The organism is Streptomyces sp. NTH33 (assembly GCF_003236365.1).
Classification (GTDB): domain Bacteria; phylum Actinomycetota; class Actinomycetes; order Streptomycetales; family Streptomycetaceae; genus Streptomyces.
Window position 1 is genome coordinate 1 of the sequence record NZ_POTZ01000125.1, and the last position, 15732, is coordinate 15732.

The window sequence follows — 15732 nt, forward strand, 5'->3', positions numbered from 1 at the left end:
CCCCAATCTCATGAACCCGAGCGGGGAAGTGGGCGCCCGGGGCCCCGGCGCCCACTTCCCCGCTCGGGTTCATGAGATTGGGGGAACGGGCCGGTGACCGGTCAACCGGGCACCGCCGTCCCATCACCCATCATGCAGACCACCGACAACAGCCTCATCTGGCTCCTGCAGAGCCTCCTGGAGCGCACCCCCGGCACCCGGCACGCCCTGGCCCTGTCCCGGGACGGCCTGAAGCTGTGCTGGACCGAGCACCTGACGCTCGACCAGGCCGACCAGCTCGCGGCGATATGCTCCGGCATCCAGGCCCTCGCCCAGGGCGCGTCCGTGGAGTTCGGCGACGGCACCGGCGGCGTCCGGCACTCCATGACCGAGTTCCACGGCGGCCTGCTGTTCATCGTGGAGGCCGGCGAGGGAGCGCATCTCGCGGTCGTCGCCGAGGAGAACGCCGACCCCGGCGTGGTGGGCCACCAGATGACGGAGCTGGTCGAGCAGATCGGCGAGCACCTGCGGGCCGACCCCCGGGACTCCCTCCCCGGGAGTGCCACCTCGTGACGCGCAAGCCCGTGGACACCGGTGATCCCGACCGGCTCTACACGGTCACGGGCGGGCGGAGCCGTACCGACGACTCCTTCGACCTGGTCACCCTCGTCGTCAGCGAGTGCCGGCCCACGGCGGGAATGCAGTCGGAGCATGCCCGGATCCTGGAGCTGTGCCGGCATCCGACGGCCGTGGTCGAGGTCGCCGCGGAGCTGAAACTGCCGATCACGGTGGTGCGGATCCTGCTCGGCGACCTGCTCGACATGGGCCGTATCACCGCCCGCCACCCGCGCGCGGCGAAGTCCGTCGCCTCGCTTCCCGATTCCGCCCTTCTCAAGGAGGTGCTCCATGGGCTCCGCAACCTCTGAGCTTCCCTCCCACCGCACGCCACTGGACGACGCGGCGGAGACCGGCCTGAAGATCGTCATCGTGGGCGGATTCGGTGTCGGCAAGACGACCCTGGTCCGCTCGGTGAGCGAGATCCGGCCGCTGAACACCGAGGAGGTGATGACGCAGGCCGGCGTCGGCGTCGACGAGACCAGCCAGGTGGCGACGGAGTCGACCACGACGGTGGCGTTCGACTTCGGGCGGATCAGTCTCAACGAGCGCATGGTGCTGTACCTGTTCGGCGCGCCGGGCCAGGAGCGCTTCTGGTTCCTGTGGGACAGGCTGTTCTCCGGCACGCTGGGCGCGGTGGTACTCGTGGACACGCGCCGGATGGACGACTCCTGGCACGCGATCGACCGGCTGGAGCACCACAAGACGCCGTTCGTGGTGGCCGTCAACCGGTTCGACGACGACACCACCCGGTACTCCCTGGACGAGATCCGTCAGGCGCTCGCGCTGCCCGAGCACGTGCCGATGGTCGACTGCGACGCGCGGGTCCGGCAGTCCGGCAAGGACGTGCTGATCACCCTCGTGGACCACCTCTACGAACTGGCCATGGCCCAGGAGGCGACACCGTGACCGACACCGGTCCCTCTTCCGCGCACCCGGCTCCCCCGGCTCCCCCGGGCTGCCCCGCCCACGCGGACGCGGTGCGCCTGGCGGGGCTCGGGTACCAGCAGACGCCGTCGGAGCTGTACCGCGCGCTGCGCCGGGAGCACGGCGCGGTCGCGCCGGTGCTGCTCGACGGGGACGTCCCGGCCTGGCTGGTGCTCGGCTATTCCGAGGTCACGTACGTGACCAGCCACGACGAGCTGTTCGCCCGGAACTCCCGGCGCTGGAACCAGTGGGAGAACATCCCGCCGGACTGGCCGCTGCTGGCGTACGTCGGGTACCAGCCGTCGGTGCTGTTCACCGAGGGCGACGAGCACCGGCGGCGGGCCGGGGTGATCACCCAGGCGCTGGAGGGCGTCGACCAGTTCGAGCTGGCCCGTGACTGCCAGCTGATCGCCGACCGGCTCATCGCCTCCTTCGCGGGCAGCGGGGAGGCGGAGCTGATGACCGGCTACGTGCACTCCCTGCCGATGCAGGCCGTGGTGCAGATGTGCGGGATGCCGACCTCGGGCGCGGACACCCAACAGCTGGTCGACGACCTGTGGATCTCGCTGGACGCGGCGGAGGGCGACGACCCGGTGGCGGCGTACGCGCGCGTGGGCGAGCGGCTGCGGCAGCTGGTGAAGGACAAGCGGGTCGGTCCCGGTCCGGACGTCACCTCGCGCATGCTGCTGCATCCGGCGGGGCTGACGGACGAGGAGATCGTCCAGGACCTGATCTCGGTGATCGCCGCGGCACAGCAGCCGACGGCGAACTGGATCTGCAACACGCTGCGGCTGCTGCTGACGGACGAGCGGTTCGCCGTGAACGTGTCGGGCGGCCGGCTCAGCGTGGGCGAGGCGCTCAACGAGGCGCTGTGGCTGGACACGCCGACACAGAACTTCATCGGGCGCTGGGCCGTGCGGGACACCCAGCTGGGCGGGCGGCTGATCCGGGCGGGCGACTGCCTGGTGCTGGGGCTGGCCGCGGCCAACACCGATCCGCAGATCTGGCCGGAGGGGCACGTGGGCGCGGAGAACTCCGCGCACCTGTCGTTCAGCAACGGCGAGCACCGCTGCCCCTATCCGGCCCCGCTGCTGGCGGACGTGATGGCGCGGACGGCGGTCGAGACGCTGCTGGAGCGGCTGCCGGACCTGGTGCTGGCGGTGGAGCCGGAGGAGCTGACCTGGCGCCCGTCGATCTGGATGCGGGGACTGACGTCGCTTCCGGTGCGGTTCACGCCGGTGGTGCAGTAGGCGAGGTGGTGGGCTCCGTGACGGGGTCCACCACCTCGGCCGTGGTACGGATCAGGCGGTCACGGGGGTGAACCGCACCGGCAGGGACTGCGGTCCGCGGGTGAAGACGCCCTGCTCGACCGGGTCGAAGCCGTCGGCGAGGCGGATGTCGGGCATGGCGTCGAGGAGCTGGTCGACGCCGATCTCGACCTCGGCCTTGGCGAGCAGCGCGCCGACGCAGAAGTGCCGGCCGAGCGCGAAGGCGAGGTGGTCGGCGGCGGCGGTGAAGGCGGTCGTGGTGGTGAGGTCGCCGCGGAAGATGTCGAAGCGGTCGGGGTCGCGGTAGCGCTTCTCGTCGCGGTTGGCGGCACCGATCAGGCAGGTGACGGTGGCGCCGGCGGGTATGGTGCCTCCGCTGACCGTCACTTCGGTCGCGGACTGCCGCATGATCATGTGGACGGGCGGGGTGTAGCGCAGGGTCTCGGCGAAGGCCCGCGGGATCAGGCTGCGGTCCTCGCGGACGGCGGCGAGCTGGTCGGGGTGGAGCAGCAGGTTCGCGAAGATGCCGGCGATCGCCTTGTCGGTGGTCTCACCGCCGGCGGCGAGCAGCAGGCTGCAGAACGCCTTGATGTCCTCGTCGCTCATCCGCACGCCGTCGATCTCGGCGGCGCACAGCGTGGACAGCAGGTCGTCGCCCAGGTTCTCGCGGCGTTCGCGGATGATCGGCAGCATGTACTCGGCGAACTCGACGCGGGTCCGCTCCCCCGCCTCGGCCACCTCGGGGTCGCCCGAGAGGTTGCCGAGGAAGGCGATGACGGCCGTGTACCAGCGGTGGAAGCGCGTGTGGTCGGCCTTGTCGAGGCCCAGCATGTCGGCGATCACGTTGACCGGGAAGCGGGTGGCGTAGTCGGTGACCAGGTCGGCGGAGCCGGTGTGCCGGAAGGCGTCGATCAGTTCGCGCGAGTTGCGCTCGATGACGGGCAGGAACTTCTCCTGCAGGTCGCGGCCGCGGAAGGCGGGGGCGACGAGGGCGCGGCGCACGGCGTGTTCCCGGCCGCTGAGCTGGAGGATCGTCCTGCCGTGGACGGGCTCGATCTGCCAGTCGTAGTTCTCGGTGGTGAACTCGTTGTTCTTGTCCTTGAAGACGCGCTCGACGTCCTCGTAGCGCGAGATGATGTAGCTCTTCGTGGCCTCGTGCCAGATGAGGGGCGCGGTGTCGCGCATCACTCGGTAGGCCGGGTAGGGATCCGCTGCGAACTCGGGCGAGAGGATGTCGGGCACCTGCTGCGCGGTGGACATGAGGCTCCCTCAGGTGAGTAACTGGCCTTCCGCCCAAGGTTATTGATCTTCCGTCAGACGGGACAGCCCTCCTCCGGTTCCCGGTCGCCGGGACACGCGGACGGCCACCGCCGCGGCGGAACCGGCGGCGGTGGCCGTACGTCGCGCACCGTGCGTCATGCGGACCGGCCGTGCGTCATGCGGACCGGCCGTGCGTCACCGCGCCGGGGTCAGTTCCGCTTTGCCGAACAACAGGGCGTAGCCCGGCGGGAGTTGATCCAGGATGCGGGTCAGCAGGTCCTGGTCCAGCAGGTCGGACAGGACGCTGAGGACCGAGCTGACGTCCCAGCGGGCCGTGGCCGGGGTGGAGCCGTCGATGCGGGCTGCCGCCGCGTCGACGAATTCCGGGGCCGTCAGGGGGCGGGTGACCGGGATCTGGGAGGCGATCACCCTGGCCGCCTCCTCGGGGAGGGCGCGGACCAGGTCCACGCGTTCGTCGCCGGTGACGTGGCCGCCGAGGGCGGACAGGACGATGCGGGTGACGCGTTCCGCCTCCGCTCTCGTCGTGTACTGGCCGGCTTCCTGCACCTTCTCGGTCAGTTCCCTCCATTTCCGCTGGTTCCGCTGGTTCCGCTGGTCGGCCGTTTCGCTGCGGGTGCTCATGGTGCGCGTCATGGTCTCGCCCCGTACCGTCGGCGCGATCATCCTGCGGTCCTCCTCCGCGTGGGTCGTAGGTCCGTCCGGATACGTCGTCGTACGTCGCCGTACCTCGTGTACGTCGTCATACGTCGTCGCGCCCCGTGGGCGGGGTACGGACCCACGGGACGCGTTCTCGGCAGGCCGCCTCAGCCGCTGATCTGCTTGCGGTCGCCGCCTCCGGTGATCTGGATCTTGCGTGGCTTGGCCTGCTCGGCGACCGGGATGCGCAGCGTGAGGACGCCGGCCTCGTAGGAGGCGTCGATGCGGTCCGTGTCGAGTGTCTCGCCGAGGAAGAGCTGGCGGGAGAAGGTGCCCGTGGGCCGTTCGGCGACGATCATTTCGGCGCCCTCGGGGGCCGGGGACCTGCGCTCGGCGTGGATGTTGAGGACGTTCCGCTCGACGTCGAGGTCGATGGTCTCCGGGTCGATTCCCGGGAGGTCGAAGTGGACGATGAAGTCGTCACCGGCCCGGTAGGCGTCCATCGCCATCGTGCCCGGACGGGTGGGGCCGAAGACCTGCTGTGCCAGGCGGTCGAGTTCACGGAACGGGTCGGAGCGCATGAGCATCACAGGTCACTCCTTTCACGGAATCTTGCTGTGCGATGCCCTACGACTTCTTATATATCCCGGGAGATGAAAGTTGACAAGCCTGGGCTCAGGTTTGAACGGGGAAACAGGAAGAGCCACGGCCCAGCCCTTCTCCGGGCTGAGCCGTGGCGTGTGCGGCCGGGGCGGGAGTCGTCAGCCGAACATGCCCGGCTCGTAGTCGCCCCCCGGCTGCTGGACGATGACGTTCATGCGGTTGAAGGCGTTGATCAGGGCGATCAGGGAGACCAGGGCCGCCAGCTGATCCTCGTCGTAGTGCTTGGCGGCGTTGGCCCAGGCCTCGTCCGTCACTCCGCCGGCGGCGTCGGCGATGCGGGTGCCCTGCTCGGCCAGCTCGAGGGCGGCGCGTTCGGCCTCGGTGAAGACCTTGGCCTCGCGCCAGGTCGCGACCAGGTTGAGGCGCACGGCCGTCTCGCCGGCGCGGGCGGCCTCCTTGGTGTGCATGTCGGTGCAGAAGGCGCAGCCGTTGATCTGGCTGGCGCGGATCTTCACCAGTTCCTGCGTCGACAGCGGGAGTCCCGAGTCCGACAGGGGCTTGTGCGCGGAGACGAGGTGGCGGAGGAACTTGGCCGCGACGGCGTTGTCGTGCAGGTTGAGACGGGCTTCCATCCCGGGCTCCTTCAGGTGGGTCCTGTTGCTTCCGTTCGTGCTCACACCTGTACGACGGAGCCGGGCCCACGGATGTGACGGACCTGCGGAGCCCATGCGTGTGACCTGCGTCTCATGGCCGCGGAGGGATGAGCGGGGCGCGGGTCCACCCGCGGGTCGGCCTCGGGATGTCCGGCTTCTGGAGGAGGAAGTGATGGCCAGGGTTCCCGCGGCTGTGATCGCCGCCCGTGGGCTCGTCGGCGGGTACGGCGTGGCCCGGTGGACCAGGAAGCAGCAGCTGGGCGGGGCCGTACTCGCCGTCGCGGGGGCCGTACTCGCCGTCGCGGGGGCCGCTGCCGCACGGCAGTGGCAGGAGCGGGCCGGCGGCAGGGCGGCCGCGGCGCTCACCGCCGCGTACGTCGCCGCCTTCGCCGGGTCGCACCCGCCGGTCAGGAAGGTGGGCGCCTGACGGTCCGTGCTCGGGGTCGCGGAGGCGGTCGCCCTCGCCTCCCGGGTCGCCGCCGACCGGCGCGGCCTCCCGTAGGCCCCTCCGGCGGGAGTCCGGCCAGGGGACCGGTCTGCCCCCGGCAGGCCGCGATCACCGAGAGCGCGGTGGGCCGGGGGGCCTCCCGGGGCTTCGGCCTCAGGACTCGCGGTCCTCGATCAGGCGGCTGACGCGTCCCGTGGCGGTCCGGCCGCGGCGGAGCACGGCGAACGGCCCGCCGGAAGCATTGCTTCCGGCGGGCCGTTCCCTGTGTGTCAGCGGCTCACTTGCCGTAGTACGCGCTGTAGATCGTGATCGTCGACGTGTTGCCCTTCTTGTCGGTGATCTTGGCGCGGTAGGAGATCGCCTTGCCCTTGGCCGGGTTCGTGACGGTGATCTTGCCCTTCTTGACGGTGACCTTCTTCCAGGTCTTGCCGCTGTTGTACGACACCCAGACGGACAGCGACTTGAGGTTCTTGCCCGCGGCGGCGCCCTCGACGGTGACCGGGAAGGTGGCCTTCTTGCCCGCCGAAACACGGTTGTCCATGCCGGTGGTGGCCTTGAAGCGGGCCGAGGAGGCCGGGAGCTGGGCTTCGCGGGACGGCTTCTTGGAGCGGAAGGTCCAGGTCGCGTCGACACGGGTGGAGGCGTTCGCGACCTTCGCGCTGCGCTTGACCGAGGTGGTCAGCTTGTACGCGGCGTCACCGGCCGGGACCGTGAAGCTCTCGAACCCGAACAGCGGGTCGCCGTTGGAGCCGACCTTCTTGCCGTTGCGGTAGAGGGTCGTCTTCGCCGAGGTGAACGTCGAGAAGCCGAAGTGCCCGGCGGAGTCGGCGAACAGCGGCAGCGAGCCGTAGATGTCGTTGCCCCGCCGGAACAGGCCGTCGCCCCGGCCCAGACGCGGGCCGAACACCGCCTTGTTGAAGGTCTTGGTGTAGGTCTTGCCGGCCTTGAAGGTCTGCGCCGCGCCGAGCTCGTAGAACGCCTCGGTGACCGGGGTGCCGTTGCGGTCGTGGCCTCTGTACTGCTCCACGTCCATGGTCCACTGGATGCCGTGGCTCGTCGACAGGTACAGCGTGCGCGTGCCCGGCAGCTTCTGCTCGATCGGGAAGCCGATGACGTAGTCCTCGGGGAACAGGCCCAGAGTGGTGACGCCGCCGGTCTTGCCGGAGCCGCCCGAGGCGATGGCGGTCTTGACCTTGGCGAGTTCGCGTGCCGTGAAGTGGCGTACCTTGCCGCCCTGGAACCTCTTGACCTTGGCGGTGGTCGCCACGTGGTACTCAGTGCTCGCGCCCTTGGTCCACTGGCCGTTCCAGGTCTGGCTCAGCCCGCTGACGTCTCCGCCGAGGGAGCCGGTGCGCAGGTCGGACCAGCGGCCGAGGCCGAAGCCGAAGCCGAGGTCGAAGCCCGCCGGCTCGTAGGAATAGCTGATCATCCCCATGCGCTGCTTCGCGGTCTTGTCCGGCACGGTGATGTCGGCCGCCTTGGTGGTCCGGGCGTCGATCGTCAGCGTGAGGTTCTTGGTCACGCTGAGCTTCGGCTGGACCAGCCAGTCCAGGCCGCCCTTGAAGGTCTCGAAGTCCTTCGCGATCCAGGCGTCCACGAGGTACGTGCCCTTGGGCACGCGCACGGTCGTCGTGCCGGAGGCGGCGGGATACACCTCGTAGAAGCGGCCGTCGCCGAGGCCGGCGTAGCCGATCAGCCCGGTGCCGTAGCCGGCGGTGGGCTTGCCGTCGCGGCCGATGTGCTTGACGGTGACGTTGTAGGACTCGACCTCGCGGTCCACGGCCGCGGCCGTGCGGACGCTCTGCCCGCCGCCGGTCGCCGTGACGTACGCGGAGTAGGCGCCGTCCAGGGTGCCGCCCAGCCGGGTGTCGGCGGTCAGGTCCACGGAGGCCTTGCCGCCGGCCGGGACGGTCACCTCGGTCGCGCCGAGCGTGAAGAAGCCGGCCGGGGCCGCCTGGCCCTTGGGGTTGGTGCCGGTCACGCTCAGGGTGAGCGTGACGTCCTCGGTGCCGAGGTTGCGGTAGGTCAGCGGCTTGGTGACCGGCTTGTCGTCGGTGTGCGGCCAGGCCTGGACGCCGAAGCTCACCGACACCGGGTCGGCGATCACGGTCTGCTGCATCGCCCTGTCGACCGCGATACGGCCCGCGCCCTGCTCGAACGGGGTGTACGCGCCGCCCTTCGCGGAGCCGGTCAGCGCGCCCTTGAGCTCGGCGTAACCCCAGCCGGGGTGCTGCTGCTTGAGGAGGGCGGCGGCGCCGGCGACGTGCGGGGTCGCCATGGACGTGCCGTCGATGGTCAGGTAGCCGGCCGGGCTCTCGCCGACCTCCTGGGCGATGAGGCTGCCCTTGGCCGCGGCGGCGGTGATGGAGACGCCGGGCGCGGTGACGTCGGGCTTGACGGCGCCGTCGCCGACGCGCGGGCCGGTGGAGGAGAAGCCGGCGAGCCTGTTCTTCTTGTCGACGGCGCCGACGGTCAGGGCGGCGTCGGCGCTGCCGGGCGAACCGACCGTCTCCGGGCCCTCGTTGCCGGCGGCGATCGCGAAGAGGACGTCCTTCTCGGCGGAGAGCCTGTTGACCGCCTCCTCCAGCGGGTCGATTTCGGGGGTGTCCGGGCCGCCGAGGCTGAGGTTGACGATGTCGGCGCCCTGCTGGGCGGCCCACTCCATGCCGGCGAGGATGCCGGAGTCGTCGCCGTAGCCCTCGTCGTCGAGGACCTTGCCGTTGAGGATCTTCGCGTCGGGCGCCACGCCCTTGTACTTGCCGCCCGACTTGGCGCCGGTGCCCGCCGCGATGGAGGCGACGTGGGTGCCGTGGCCGAAGGCGTCGTTGGTGTTCTTCGCGGTGGAGAAGTTCTTGGCCGCGATCACCTGGCTCTTCAGGTCGGCGTGGGTGGCGTCGACACCGGTGTCCAGGACGGCGATCTTCACGCCCTTGCCGGTGTAGCCGGCCTTCCAGGCCGTGGGGGCGCCGATCTGCGGCACGGACTTGTCGAGGCTGACCTTGCGGACGCCGTCGAGCCAGACCTGGGCGACGCCGGTGGCGGTCCTGTCCCCGTCGGTGAGCGCCTTCCACAGCTCCGGCGTGTCCTTGTCCGGGGTCTGCACCGCGTCGGCGTTCAGGGTCTTGAGGGCGCGGCGCAGGGTGCCGGCCTCGCGGACGTCGGCCCGTGCGGAGGTGGCGGCGCCCTTGTAGCCGACGATGACCTTCAGGCCGCTCTTGAGCGACCTGCGGGTGGCGGACTTGTTCAACTCGGTGATGTCGAACAGCCGTTGGTCCAGCTTGCCGGAGGCGACCAGGCGGGCCGCGTCGGCCGGCACGACGTGGGTGTGCCCGCCGGTCCTGCGGACCTGCACGGGTATGTGTTCGCGTCCCTTGGCCCGCTGCAGACCGACCACGCGCCCCTTGGCGTCCACGGTGACCCGGTCGCCGGTGATGAGGGTGATGCTGTGGCGGCCTGCGATCCGGGTGGCGTCGGACGAACTCTGCTCGGGCCCCGCCGACGCCGGGCTGGTCATACCCGCGGCGAGGGCTACGGCTGCCGCCGCGGCGACCGTGGCCGCGCACGCTCTTTTCACTTGTCTGCGCAAGTCTCCCCCTGGAGATGAGGTACCGGGCGAATCCCCGTTCACCCGACCGAGGGGAGATTCGTACAACTGCGCGTACACCCCCCGGGATAGGCAGTATGCCGGGGGGTGATCAACCGCTCAAGAGCGGGGTACGCCTACGCGCCCGCGTTCTCCTCGACGGTGACGCGGCCCCTGCGGATCGTCACCAGGCGCGGGGCCTTCTTCGCGAGGACGGAGTCATGGGTGACCATCACGAACGTCAACCCGTGCTCTTTCCACATGCGTTCGAGTACGTCCATGACCTCGTCGCGCATCGACTCGTCGAGGTTTCCGGTGGGTTCGTCGGCGAGCAGCACCTTGGGCTGCTCGACCAGGGCGCGGGCGATGGCGACGCTCCCCCCGTGCCTTGACGGCCTGGGGGCACCTCCAGCTGCTGGCCGCCGGACAGCTCGGACGGCAGATGCCCGAGCCGCTCGCCGAGTCCGACCTACTTCTGGAAATGACGGTGAGGGCCACCTTCTGCAGCGCCGCCCCGAAGGGCGGCGCCGGTCAAGCTGTTCGAGGGCTCGTCAGATCTCCGAGCCGGCCTTCCACTGGGCCCAGCTCATGTTCCAGCCGTTGAGGCCGTTGTCCGGGGCGACGGTCCGGTCGCCGGTGTTCTGCACGACCACGACGTCACCGACCATCGAGTTGTTGTAGAACCACGCGCCCGGCGTGTTGGGGTCGTCCGCGCCCTTCTTGTCCTGCAGGCCCACGCAGCCGTGGCTGGTGTTGACGTTGCCGAAGATGCCCTGGCCCCAGTAGTTGCCGTGGATGAAGGTGCCGGAGTTGCTCAGGCGCATGGCGTGCGGCACGTCCTTGATGTCGTACTCGCCCTTGCCGTCGTCGTCGGTGAAGCCGACCGTCGCGCCGTTCATCCGGGTCTCCTTGAACTTCTCGGAGATCACCATCTGGCCCTCGTACGTCTTGTTCTCGGGCGAACCGGCGGAGATCGGGATGGTCTTGACGACCTTTCCGTTGCGCGTGACCTTCATCTGCTTGGTCTTCGCGTCGACGTAGGAGACCTGGTTGCGGCCGATGGTGAAGGTGACCGTCTTCTGCTGGACGCCGTAGACGCCCTGGGCGCCCTCGACGCCGTCGAGGTCGAGCTTCAGCGTGACGGTGGAGTTCTCCTGCCAGTACTGCTCCGGACGGCAGTCCATGCGCTGGGCGTTGAACCAGTGGCAGGCGACCTCCTGACCGCTGGAGGAGGTGACGGTGATGCCCTTCTGGACGGCCGCCTTGTCGGTGATGGCCTTGTCGAAGTTGATCGAGACGGGCATGCCGACACCGACGGTGGTGCCGTTGTCCGGCGTGAAGTTGCCGATGAAGCTGTGCGCCGGGGCGACCGTGGTGAAGGAGGCGTTCTCGTGGGCGGCACGGCCCTTGGCGTCGGTGGCGCTCGCGGAGACCTTGTAGGTGGTGGCGCGCTCGAGCTGGCCGCTGGGCTTCCAGCTCTTCTGGTCCGCGGATATCTGTCCCTCGACGGCCTTGCCGTCGGTCGTCGTCATGGTGACCTTCGTCAGCGCGCCCTTGGCCACGGTGACGGCGGCGGAGTTGTTGATGGAGGCGTTGTCGGAGCCGTCCGCGGGTGTGATCTTGATCTGTGCCTCCGACGACTCCTGGGCCGCGGCCTTGTCGGCCTTGGCCTGTGAGGTGTCGCCGCCGTCGCCGGCCGCGTCGCTGCTGCCGGAGCAGGCCGTGAGCGCCAGTACACCGCCGAGCAGTGCGGACGCCGCCGTCAGGCCCTTGCGCCGCTTACTGTTCGTCATCACACACTTCTCCATCGTTCGGCGAATCCCCAAGGCCCCTTGAGCCCCCGTCGCAAGTCCTCAACGCTACGACCGTTTCGTCCCATTTCCCATGTCGTGCGGATGTGGGCCTCACCACGTCCGTCGCGGCGGGCGGGGCTCGGGCCGGTCGGTGCGTTCGGTGAGACGACGAAACCCCGGACGGCGGTTGCGGCCGGGGCCGTCGATGGTCCGGGCGGCGTCAGCCGGGGAACCCGGGGCGCTCCCTGCGGTTCAGTCCCCCGCCGCCGTCCCCTTCCTCGTCGTCCCCGCCGACATCATCCTCGTCCAGTTCCCAGTACGGCGAGTCGGGGTCGTACTCGATGTGCTCACTGGACCAGGACGCCTGCTGGAGTTCGACTCCCGGCACCTCGCTGACCAGTACGAGCGGGTCGGTCAGATACGCCAGGGCCTCCGCGGTGTCTTCCGTCACAGCCTCTTCGGTGCGCTCCCGCTCCAGGGTGCCGAGTTCCTCGTCCTCCGCGATCCGGCGGCGGGCCGCCTCCATGACGGCGGCCTCGTCCTCGACCTCGAGGACGAGTTCCACGCGAAGCCGTACAAAACGCGATGTCTCTGCAGTGCTCATGACCGGAGCGTACGACTCAAACCTCCTGTGACTTTCCTGTGACCCGCGATTTTCACTAACATCGCTCCACACGGCCAATTCGCCAGCGCCACAAGGGGATCGATATTCCGTGTCATCCGCTCGCCGTACGTTGCTGACCGCCACCGCAGCGGGCACCCTGCTGGGCGCCCTGTGGTTCGTCCCCTCCGCGAACGCCTCGGTGGACGCCCCGGCGAGAGGGGCGGGTTCGGCGGCGTCGACGGCGCAGGTCACGGAGCAGAAGCGGCCGGCGTCCACGGCGGTGGAGGGGTCCGGGACGGAGGCCGGGTCCGGGACTGAGGCCGGGTCCGAGGCCGGGTCCGAGGCCGGCTCCGAGGGGGCGTCCGCGTCCCGGGACGGGACCGAACTCGCCGCCACCGGAAGCATCGACACCACTCCCTACGTCGTCGGCGGAACGCTCTTTCTCGCGGTGGGCGCCGGTTTCGTGGTGTATTCGGTGCGGCGGGAGCGGTTCGAGTTCTGAACCGGCCGATTCTGTGGTGAATTGAGCGGCTCGAGCGACGTGTGAGGTGAAGGAGGCGGCCGGGACCTGTCGGAAAGGACGGGCCCCGGCCGCCTCTCTTTCTCAGCGCGTCACTGCAACGGGCCGGTGACGGTCTCCGCCACCGCGACGAGCCGGCCGTCGCGCACGAAGGCGTCCGCGGCGGCGAGGTCGGGAGCCAGGAACCGGTCCGGGCCGGGGCCGCCGACCCCCGCCTGCCGTGCGGCGTCGATGACCGCCCGGGTCGCTGGGGCCGGGGTCAGGCCCTCGCGCAGTTCGACGGCGCGCGTGGCGGTGTACAGCTCGATCGCGAGGACGCGGGTCAGGTTGTCGACGGCCGTGCGCAGCTTGCGCGCCGCCGACCAGCCCATGGAGACGTGGTCCTCCTGCATGGCGGAGGACGGGATGGAGTCGGCGGAGGCGGGCACGGCGAGCCGCTTCATCTCGCTGACCAGGGCGGCCTGCGTGTACTGGGCGATCATCAGGCCCGAGTCGACACCGGCGTCGTCGGCGAGGAACGGCGGCAGGCCGTGGCTGCGGTTCTTGTCGAGCAGGCGGTCGGTGCGGCGCTCGGCGATGGAGCCGAGGTCGGCGGCGGCGATGGCGAGGAAGTCCAGGACGTAGGCGACCGGGGCGCCGTGGAAGTTGCCGTTGGACTCCACGCGGCCGTCGGGCAGGACGACGGGGTTGTCGACGGCGGAGGCGAGTTCGCGCTCGGCGACGAGCCGGGCGTGCGCGAGGGTGTCCCGGCCGGCGCCGGCGACCTGCGGGGCGCAGCGCACCGAGTAGGCGTCCTGGACGCGGGGGGCGTCGTCCTGGTGGTGGCCGGTGAGGCCGGAGCCCCTGAGGACGGCCAGCATGTTGGCGGCGGAGGCGCCCTGACCGGGGTGGGGGCGGATGGCGTGCAGTTCGGGGGCGAGGACCTTGTCCGTGCCGAGGAGCGCCTCCAGGCTGAGGGCGGCGGTGATGTCGGCGGACTTGTAGAGGGTGTCGAGGTCGGCGAGGGCCATGATCAGCATGCCGAGCATGCCGTCGGTGCCGTTGAGCAGGGCCAGGCCCTCCTTCTCGCGCAGCTCGACGGGCTGGATGCCGTGCTCGGCGAGGAGGCCGGCGGCGGGGCGCACGACTCCGTCGGGGCCCTCGGCGTCGCCCTCGCCCATGAGGGTGAGGGCGCAGTGGGAGAGCGGGGCGAGGTCGCCGGAGCAGCCGAGGGAGCCGTACTCGTGCACGACCGGGGTGATGCCGGCGTTGAGGAGGCCGGCCATGGCCTGCGCGACCTCGGGGCGTACGCCGGTGCGGCCGGAGCACACGGTCTTCAGCCGCAGGAACATCAGCGCCCGTACGACCTCGCGCTCGACCCTTGGCCCCATGCCGGCGGCGTGCGAGCGGACGATGTTGCGCTGCAGCCGGGCGCGCAGCTCCTGGCTGATGTGCCGGGTCGCGAGGGCGCCGAAGCCGGTGCTGACGCCGTAGACGGGATCGGGCTTGGCCGCCAGTGCGTCCACGATCTCCCGGGCCGCGGCGAGCGCCGCCACCGCCTCGCCGGAGAGCTCGACGCGGGCGCCGCCGCGGGCCACGGCGAGAACGTCGGACGCGGTGACCCCTGACGTCCCCACCACCACAGTGTGCATATCCATATTCAGGAGCGTACGCAGTGAATGCGAAGATGTCACCAGTGGGGCGCGGGAATGACCCTTACTTTTCTCCGCCCTCAGGGCCTCCGCTCCCTCAGGGGCTCCGCTCCTTCAAGGGCTCCGCTCCTTCAGGGCCTCCGCCCCCTCAGGGCCTGCGGCCCCGGAAGCGGCGCCGCTCGGCCGGGGGCCGCGGGGCGGGCGAGAGCTCGTCGGCCAGCCGGACGACCGGGTCCTCGGGGCCCTCGCGGCCGGCGACGACCGGCCTGTCGGCGCGCAGGGCCTTCGCACGGTACTGCGCGGCGTCGGCGAGCCGGAACAGCCGGCGGGCCGAGCGCACCGGCCCGATGACGTCCTCGGTGGAGGCCACCCCGCAGGCGGCGCCTTCCCCCAGCCCCAGCTCGGCCGCGCGCCGGCACAGCTCGTCGGCGGCCTTGACCACCTCGTCGGCGGACGGGCCCACCGCGAGCAGGCAGAACTCGTCCCCGCCGAGCCGGGCCACGAGGGCGCCGGGGACCATCGCCCCGCACAGCGAGAGCACGGACCCGAACCGCTCCAGGAGCCGGTCGCCGACGGCGTGGCCGAGGGTGTCGTTGACCTGCTTGAGTCCGTTGAGGTCACAGACGACGAGGCTGACGGGGACGCCGTCCGCGCGGTGCCGTTCGATCGCCTCGTCGAGCCGTACGTCGACGGCGCGGCGGTTGGCGAGCCCGGTGAGCGCGTCGGTGAACGCCAGGCGGCGGGCCTCCTCCAGCCGCTCGGTCTGGGCGAGCCCGGCGGCGGCGACGGCTGCCAGTACGGTGGCGAAGTCGGCGTCGGACCGGTCGAAGAGGGGGGCGCCGGCCCCACGGGCGACGTAGAGCTCGCCCCACGCGCGCCCGTGCTGCACGATCGGCGCGACCACGCAGCAGCGGCGCCCGCGCCGGCGCAGGGCCGTGACGCGCTGATGGCGGTAACCGGGACGGCCGGCGGTCGGCCCCTCGTCGGTCTCCACCCAGGCGTTGGGCTCACCGCCCGAGGCCCACCGCTCGTGCAGGAACTCGGTGATCTCCGGGAACTGGTGCACGGGGTACGCCTCGGCCTCCGGGAACTCCTCCTCCTCCGGCGCCCGCTCCCCCACGTTCACCAGGACCCGCAGCCGCCCCCGCTCGCGCTCTCGGTGTGGGAGCGCGAGCGGGGGCGGCTGCGGGT

At 70.8% G+C, this 15732-nt stretch carries 14 protein-coding genes and 2 pseudogenes; 6 read left to right on the forward strand and 10 right to left on the reverse strand.

The window, feature by feature from the left end:
• Window positions 1–132: 132 nt before the first annotated feature.
• From C1I97_RS14825 to C1I97_RS14840, 4 genes are read left to right on the forward strand one after another with little or no spacing between them, the layout of a single operon-like run.
• Window positions 133–552 (forward strand): roadblock/LC7 domain-containing protein, encoded by a 420-nt coding sequence (locus C1I97_RS14825; RefSeq protein ID WP_258382567.1) that lies wholly within the window; start codon window positions 133–135, stop codon window positions 550–552.
• Window positions 549–905: a DUF742 domain-containing protein gene (locus tag C1I97_RS14830; protein WP_111003687.1), complete on the forward strand. Its 357-nt coding sequence runs from the start codon at window positions 549–551 to the stop codon at window positions 903–905. Before C1I97_RS14825 ends, C1I97_RS14830 begins: the two co-directional genes overlap by 4 nt.
• Window positions 886–1503 (forward strand): GTP-binding protein, encoded by a 618-nt coding sequence (locus C1I97_RS14835; RefSeq protein ID WP_111003688.1) that lies wholly within the window; start codon window positions 886–888, stop codon window positions 1501–1503. Before C1I97_RS14830 ends, C1I97_RS14835 begins: the two co-directional genes overlap by 20 nt.
• Complete coding sequence (locus C1I97_RS14840; protein ID WP_111003689.1) at window positions 1500–2771, forward strand: cytochrome P450; 1272 nt, start codon at window positions 1500–1502, stop codon at window positions 2769–2771. Before C1I97_RS14835 ends, C1I97_RS14840 begins: the two co-directional genes overlap by 4 nt.
• A 51-nt stretch (window positions 2772–2822) precedes the next feature.
• Here C1I97_RS14840 and C1I97_RS14845 read toward each other — a convergent pair whose 3' ends face one another.
• The 4 genes from C1I97_RS14845 to C1I97_RS14860 form a co-directional block, all read right to left on the reverse strand.
• On the reverse strand, window positions 2823–4049 hold the full coding sequence (locus tag C1I97_RS14845) for a cytochrome P450 (protein WP_111003690.1): 1227 nt from the start codon (window positions 4047–4049) through the stop codon (window positions 2823–2825).
• A 195-nt stretch (window positions 4050–4244) separates the two neighbouring features.
• Complete coding sequence (locus C1I97_RS14850; protein WP_258382569.1) at window positions 4245–4691, reverse strand: DUF2267 domain-containing protein; 447 nt, start codon at window positions 4689–4691, stop codon at window positions 4245–4247.
• Window positions 4692–4873: 182 nt separating this feature from the next.
• A complete protein-coding gene (locus tag C1I97_RS14855) occupies window positions 4874–5293 on the reverse strand; it encodes an Hsp20/alpha crystallin family protein (RefSeq protein ID WP_111003691.1) in 420 nt (139 codons plus the stop codon).
• Between the two features lie 174 nt (window positions 5294–5467).
• Window positions 5468–5941, reverse strand: a complete 474-nt coding sequence (locus C1I97_RS14860; protein WP_111003692.1) for a carboxymuconolactone decarboxylase family protein — start codon at window positions 5939–5941, stop codon at window positions 5468–5470.
• A 193-nt stretch (window positions 5942–6134) separates the two neighbouring features.
• On the opposite strand from C1I97_RS14860, the pseudogene C1I97_RS14865 reads away from it, so the two are divergent.
• Window positions 6135–6464, forward strand: a pseudogene (locus tag C1I97_RS14865) (hypothetical protein).
• A 223-nt stretch (window positions 6465–6687) separates the two neighbouring features.
• Here the strand turns inward: C1I97_RS14865 and C1I97_RS14870 are convergent.
• The 4 genes and pseudogenes from C1I97_RS14870 to C1I97_RS14885 all read right to left on the reverse strand — a co-directional run bounded on the left by C1I97_RS14870 (window position 6688) and on the right by C1I97_RS14885 (window position 12390).
• The gene (locus tag C1I97_RS14870; protein WP_258382568.1) at window positions 6688–9996 is read right to left on the reverse strand and encodes a S8 family peptidase; all 3309 of its coding nucleotides are present in this window, start codon (window positions 9994–9996) and stop codon (window positions 6688–6690) included.
• Window positions 9997–10130: 134 nt separating this feature from the next.
• A pseudogene (locus tag C1I97_RS14875) lies at window positions 10131–10462 on the reverse strand (ABC transporter ATP-binding protein); the annotation flags it as partial.
• A gap of 82 nt (window positions 10463–10544) precedes the next feature.
• The gene (locus C1I97_RS14880) at window positions 10545–11786 is read right to left on the reverse strand and encodes a L,D-transpeptidase (protein WP_111003694.1); all 1242 of its coding nucleotides are present in this window, start codon (window positions 11784–11786) and stop codon (window positions 10545–10547) included.
• 220 nt (window positions 11787–12006) lie between these two features.
• The gene (locus C1I97_RS14885) at window positions 12007–12390 is read right to left on the reverse strand and encodes a hypothetical protein (RefSeq protein WP_111003695.1); all 384 of its coding nucleotides are present in this window, start codon (window positions 12388–12390) and stop codon (window positions 12007–12009) included.
• 109 nt (window positions 12391–12499) lie between these two features.
• On the opposite strand from C1I97_RS14885, the gene C1I97_RS14890 reads away from it, so the two are divergent.
• Entirely contained in the window at window positions 12500–12892 is a 393-nt protein-coding gene (locus C1I97_RS14890; RefSeq protein ID WP_111003696.1) for an LAETG motif-containing sortase-dependent surface protein, read from the forward strand.
• A 110-nt stretch (window positions 12893–13002) separates the two neighbouring features.
• Here C1I97_RS14890 and hutH read toward each other — a convergent pair whose 3' ends face one another.
• Window positions 13003–14541: a histidine ammonia-lyase gene (hutH, locus tag C1I97_RS14895; RefSeq protein WP_111003697.1), complete on the reverse strand. Its 1539-nt coding sequence runs from the start codon at window positions 14539–14541 to the stop codon at window positions 13003–13005.
• 148 nt (window positions 14542–14689) lie between these two features.
• Window positions 14690–15732: GGDEF domain-containing protein (locus C1I97_RS14900; RefSeq protein ID WP_111003699.1), on the reverse strand; the 1043-nt coding region annotated here is incomplete at its 5' end.

Excerpts from the sequence above, each read along its gene's own strand:
- C1I97_RS14825 (WP_258382567.1), top strand. The coding sequence starts at position 133 with ATGCAGACCACCGACAACAGCCTCATCTGGCTCCTGCAGAGCCTCCTG.
- C1I97_RS14835 (WP_111003688.1), top strand. The coding sequence starts at position 886 with ATGGGCTCCGCAACCTCTGAGCTTCCCTCCCACCGCACGCCACTGGAC.
- C1I97_RS14845 (WP_111003690.1), bottom strand. The coding sequence starts at position 4,049 with ATGTCCACCGCGCAGCAGGTGCCCGACATCCTCTCGCCCGAGTTCGCA.
- C1I97_RS14850 (WP_258382569.1), bottom strand. The coding sequence starts at position 4,691 with ATGAGCACCCGCAGCGAAACGGCCGACCAGCGGAACCAGCGGAACCAG.
- C1I97_RS14855 (WP_111003691.1), bottom strand. The coding sequence starts at position 5,293 with ATGCTCATGCGCTCCGACCCGTTCCGTGAACTCGACCGCCTGGCACAG.
- C1I97_RS14860 (WP_111003692.1), bottom strand. The coding sequence starts at position 5,941 with ATGGAAGCCCGTCTCAACCTGCACGACAACGCCGTCGCGGCCAAGTTC.
- C1I97_RS14880 (WP_111003694.1), bottom strand. The coding sequence starts at position 11,786 with ATGACGAACAGTAAGCGGCGCAAGGGCCTGACGGCGGCGTCCGCACTG.
- C1I97_RS14885 (WP_111003695.1), bottom strand. The coding sequence starts at position 12,390 with ATGAGCACTGCAGAGACATCGCGTTTTGTACGGCTTCGCGTGGAACTC.
- hutH (WP_111003697.1), bottom strand. The coding sequence starts at position 14,541 with ATGCACACTGTGGTGGTGGGGACGTCAGGGGTCACCGCGTCCGACGTT.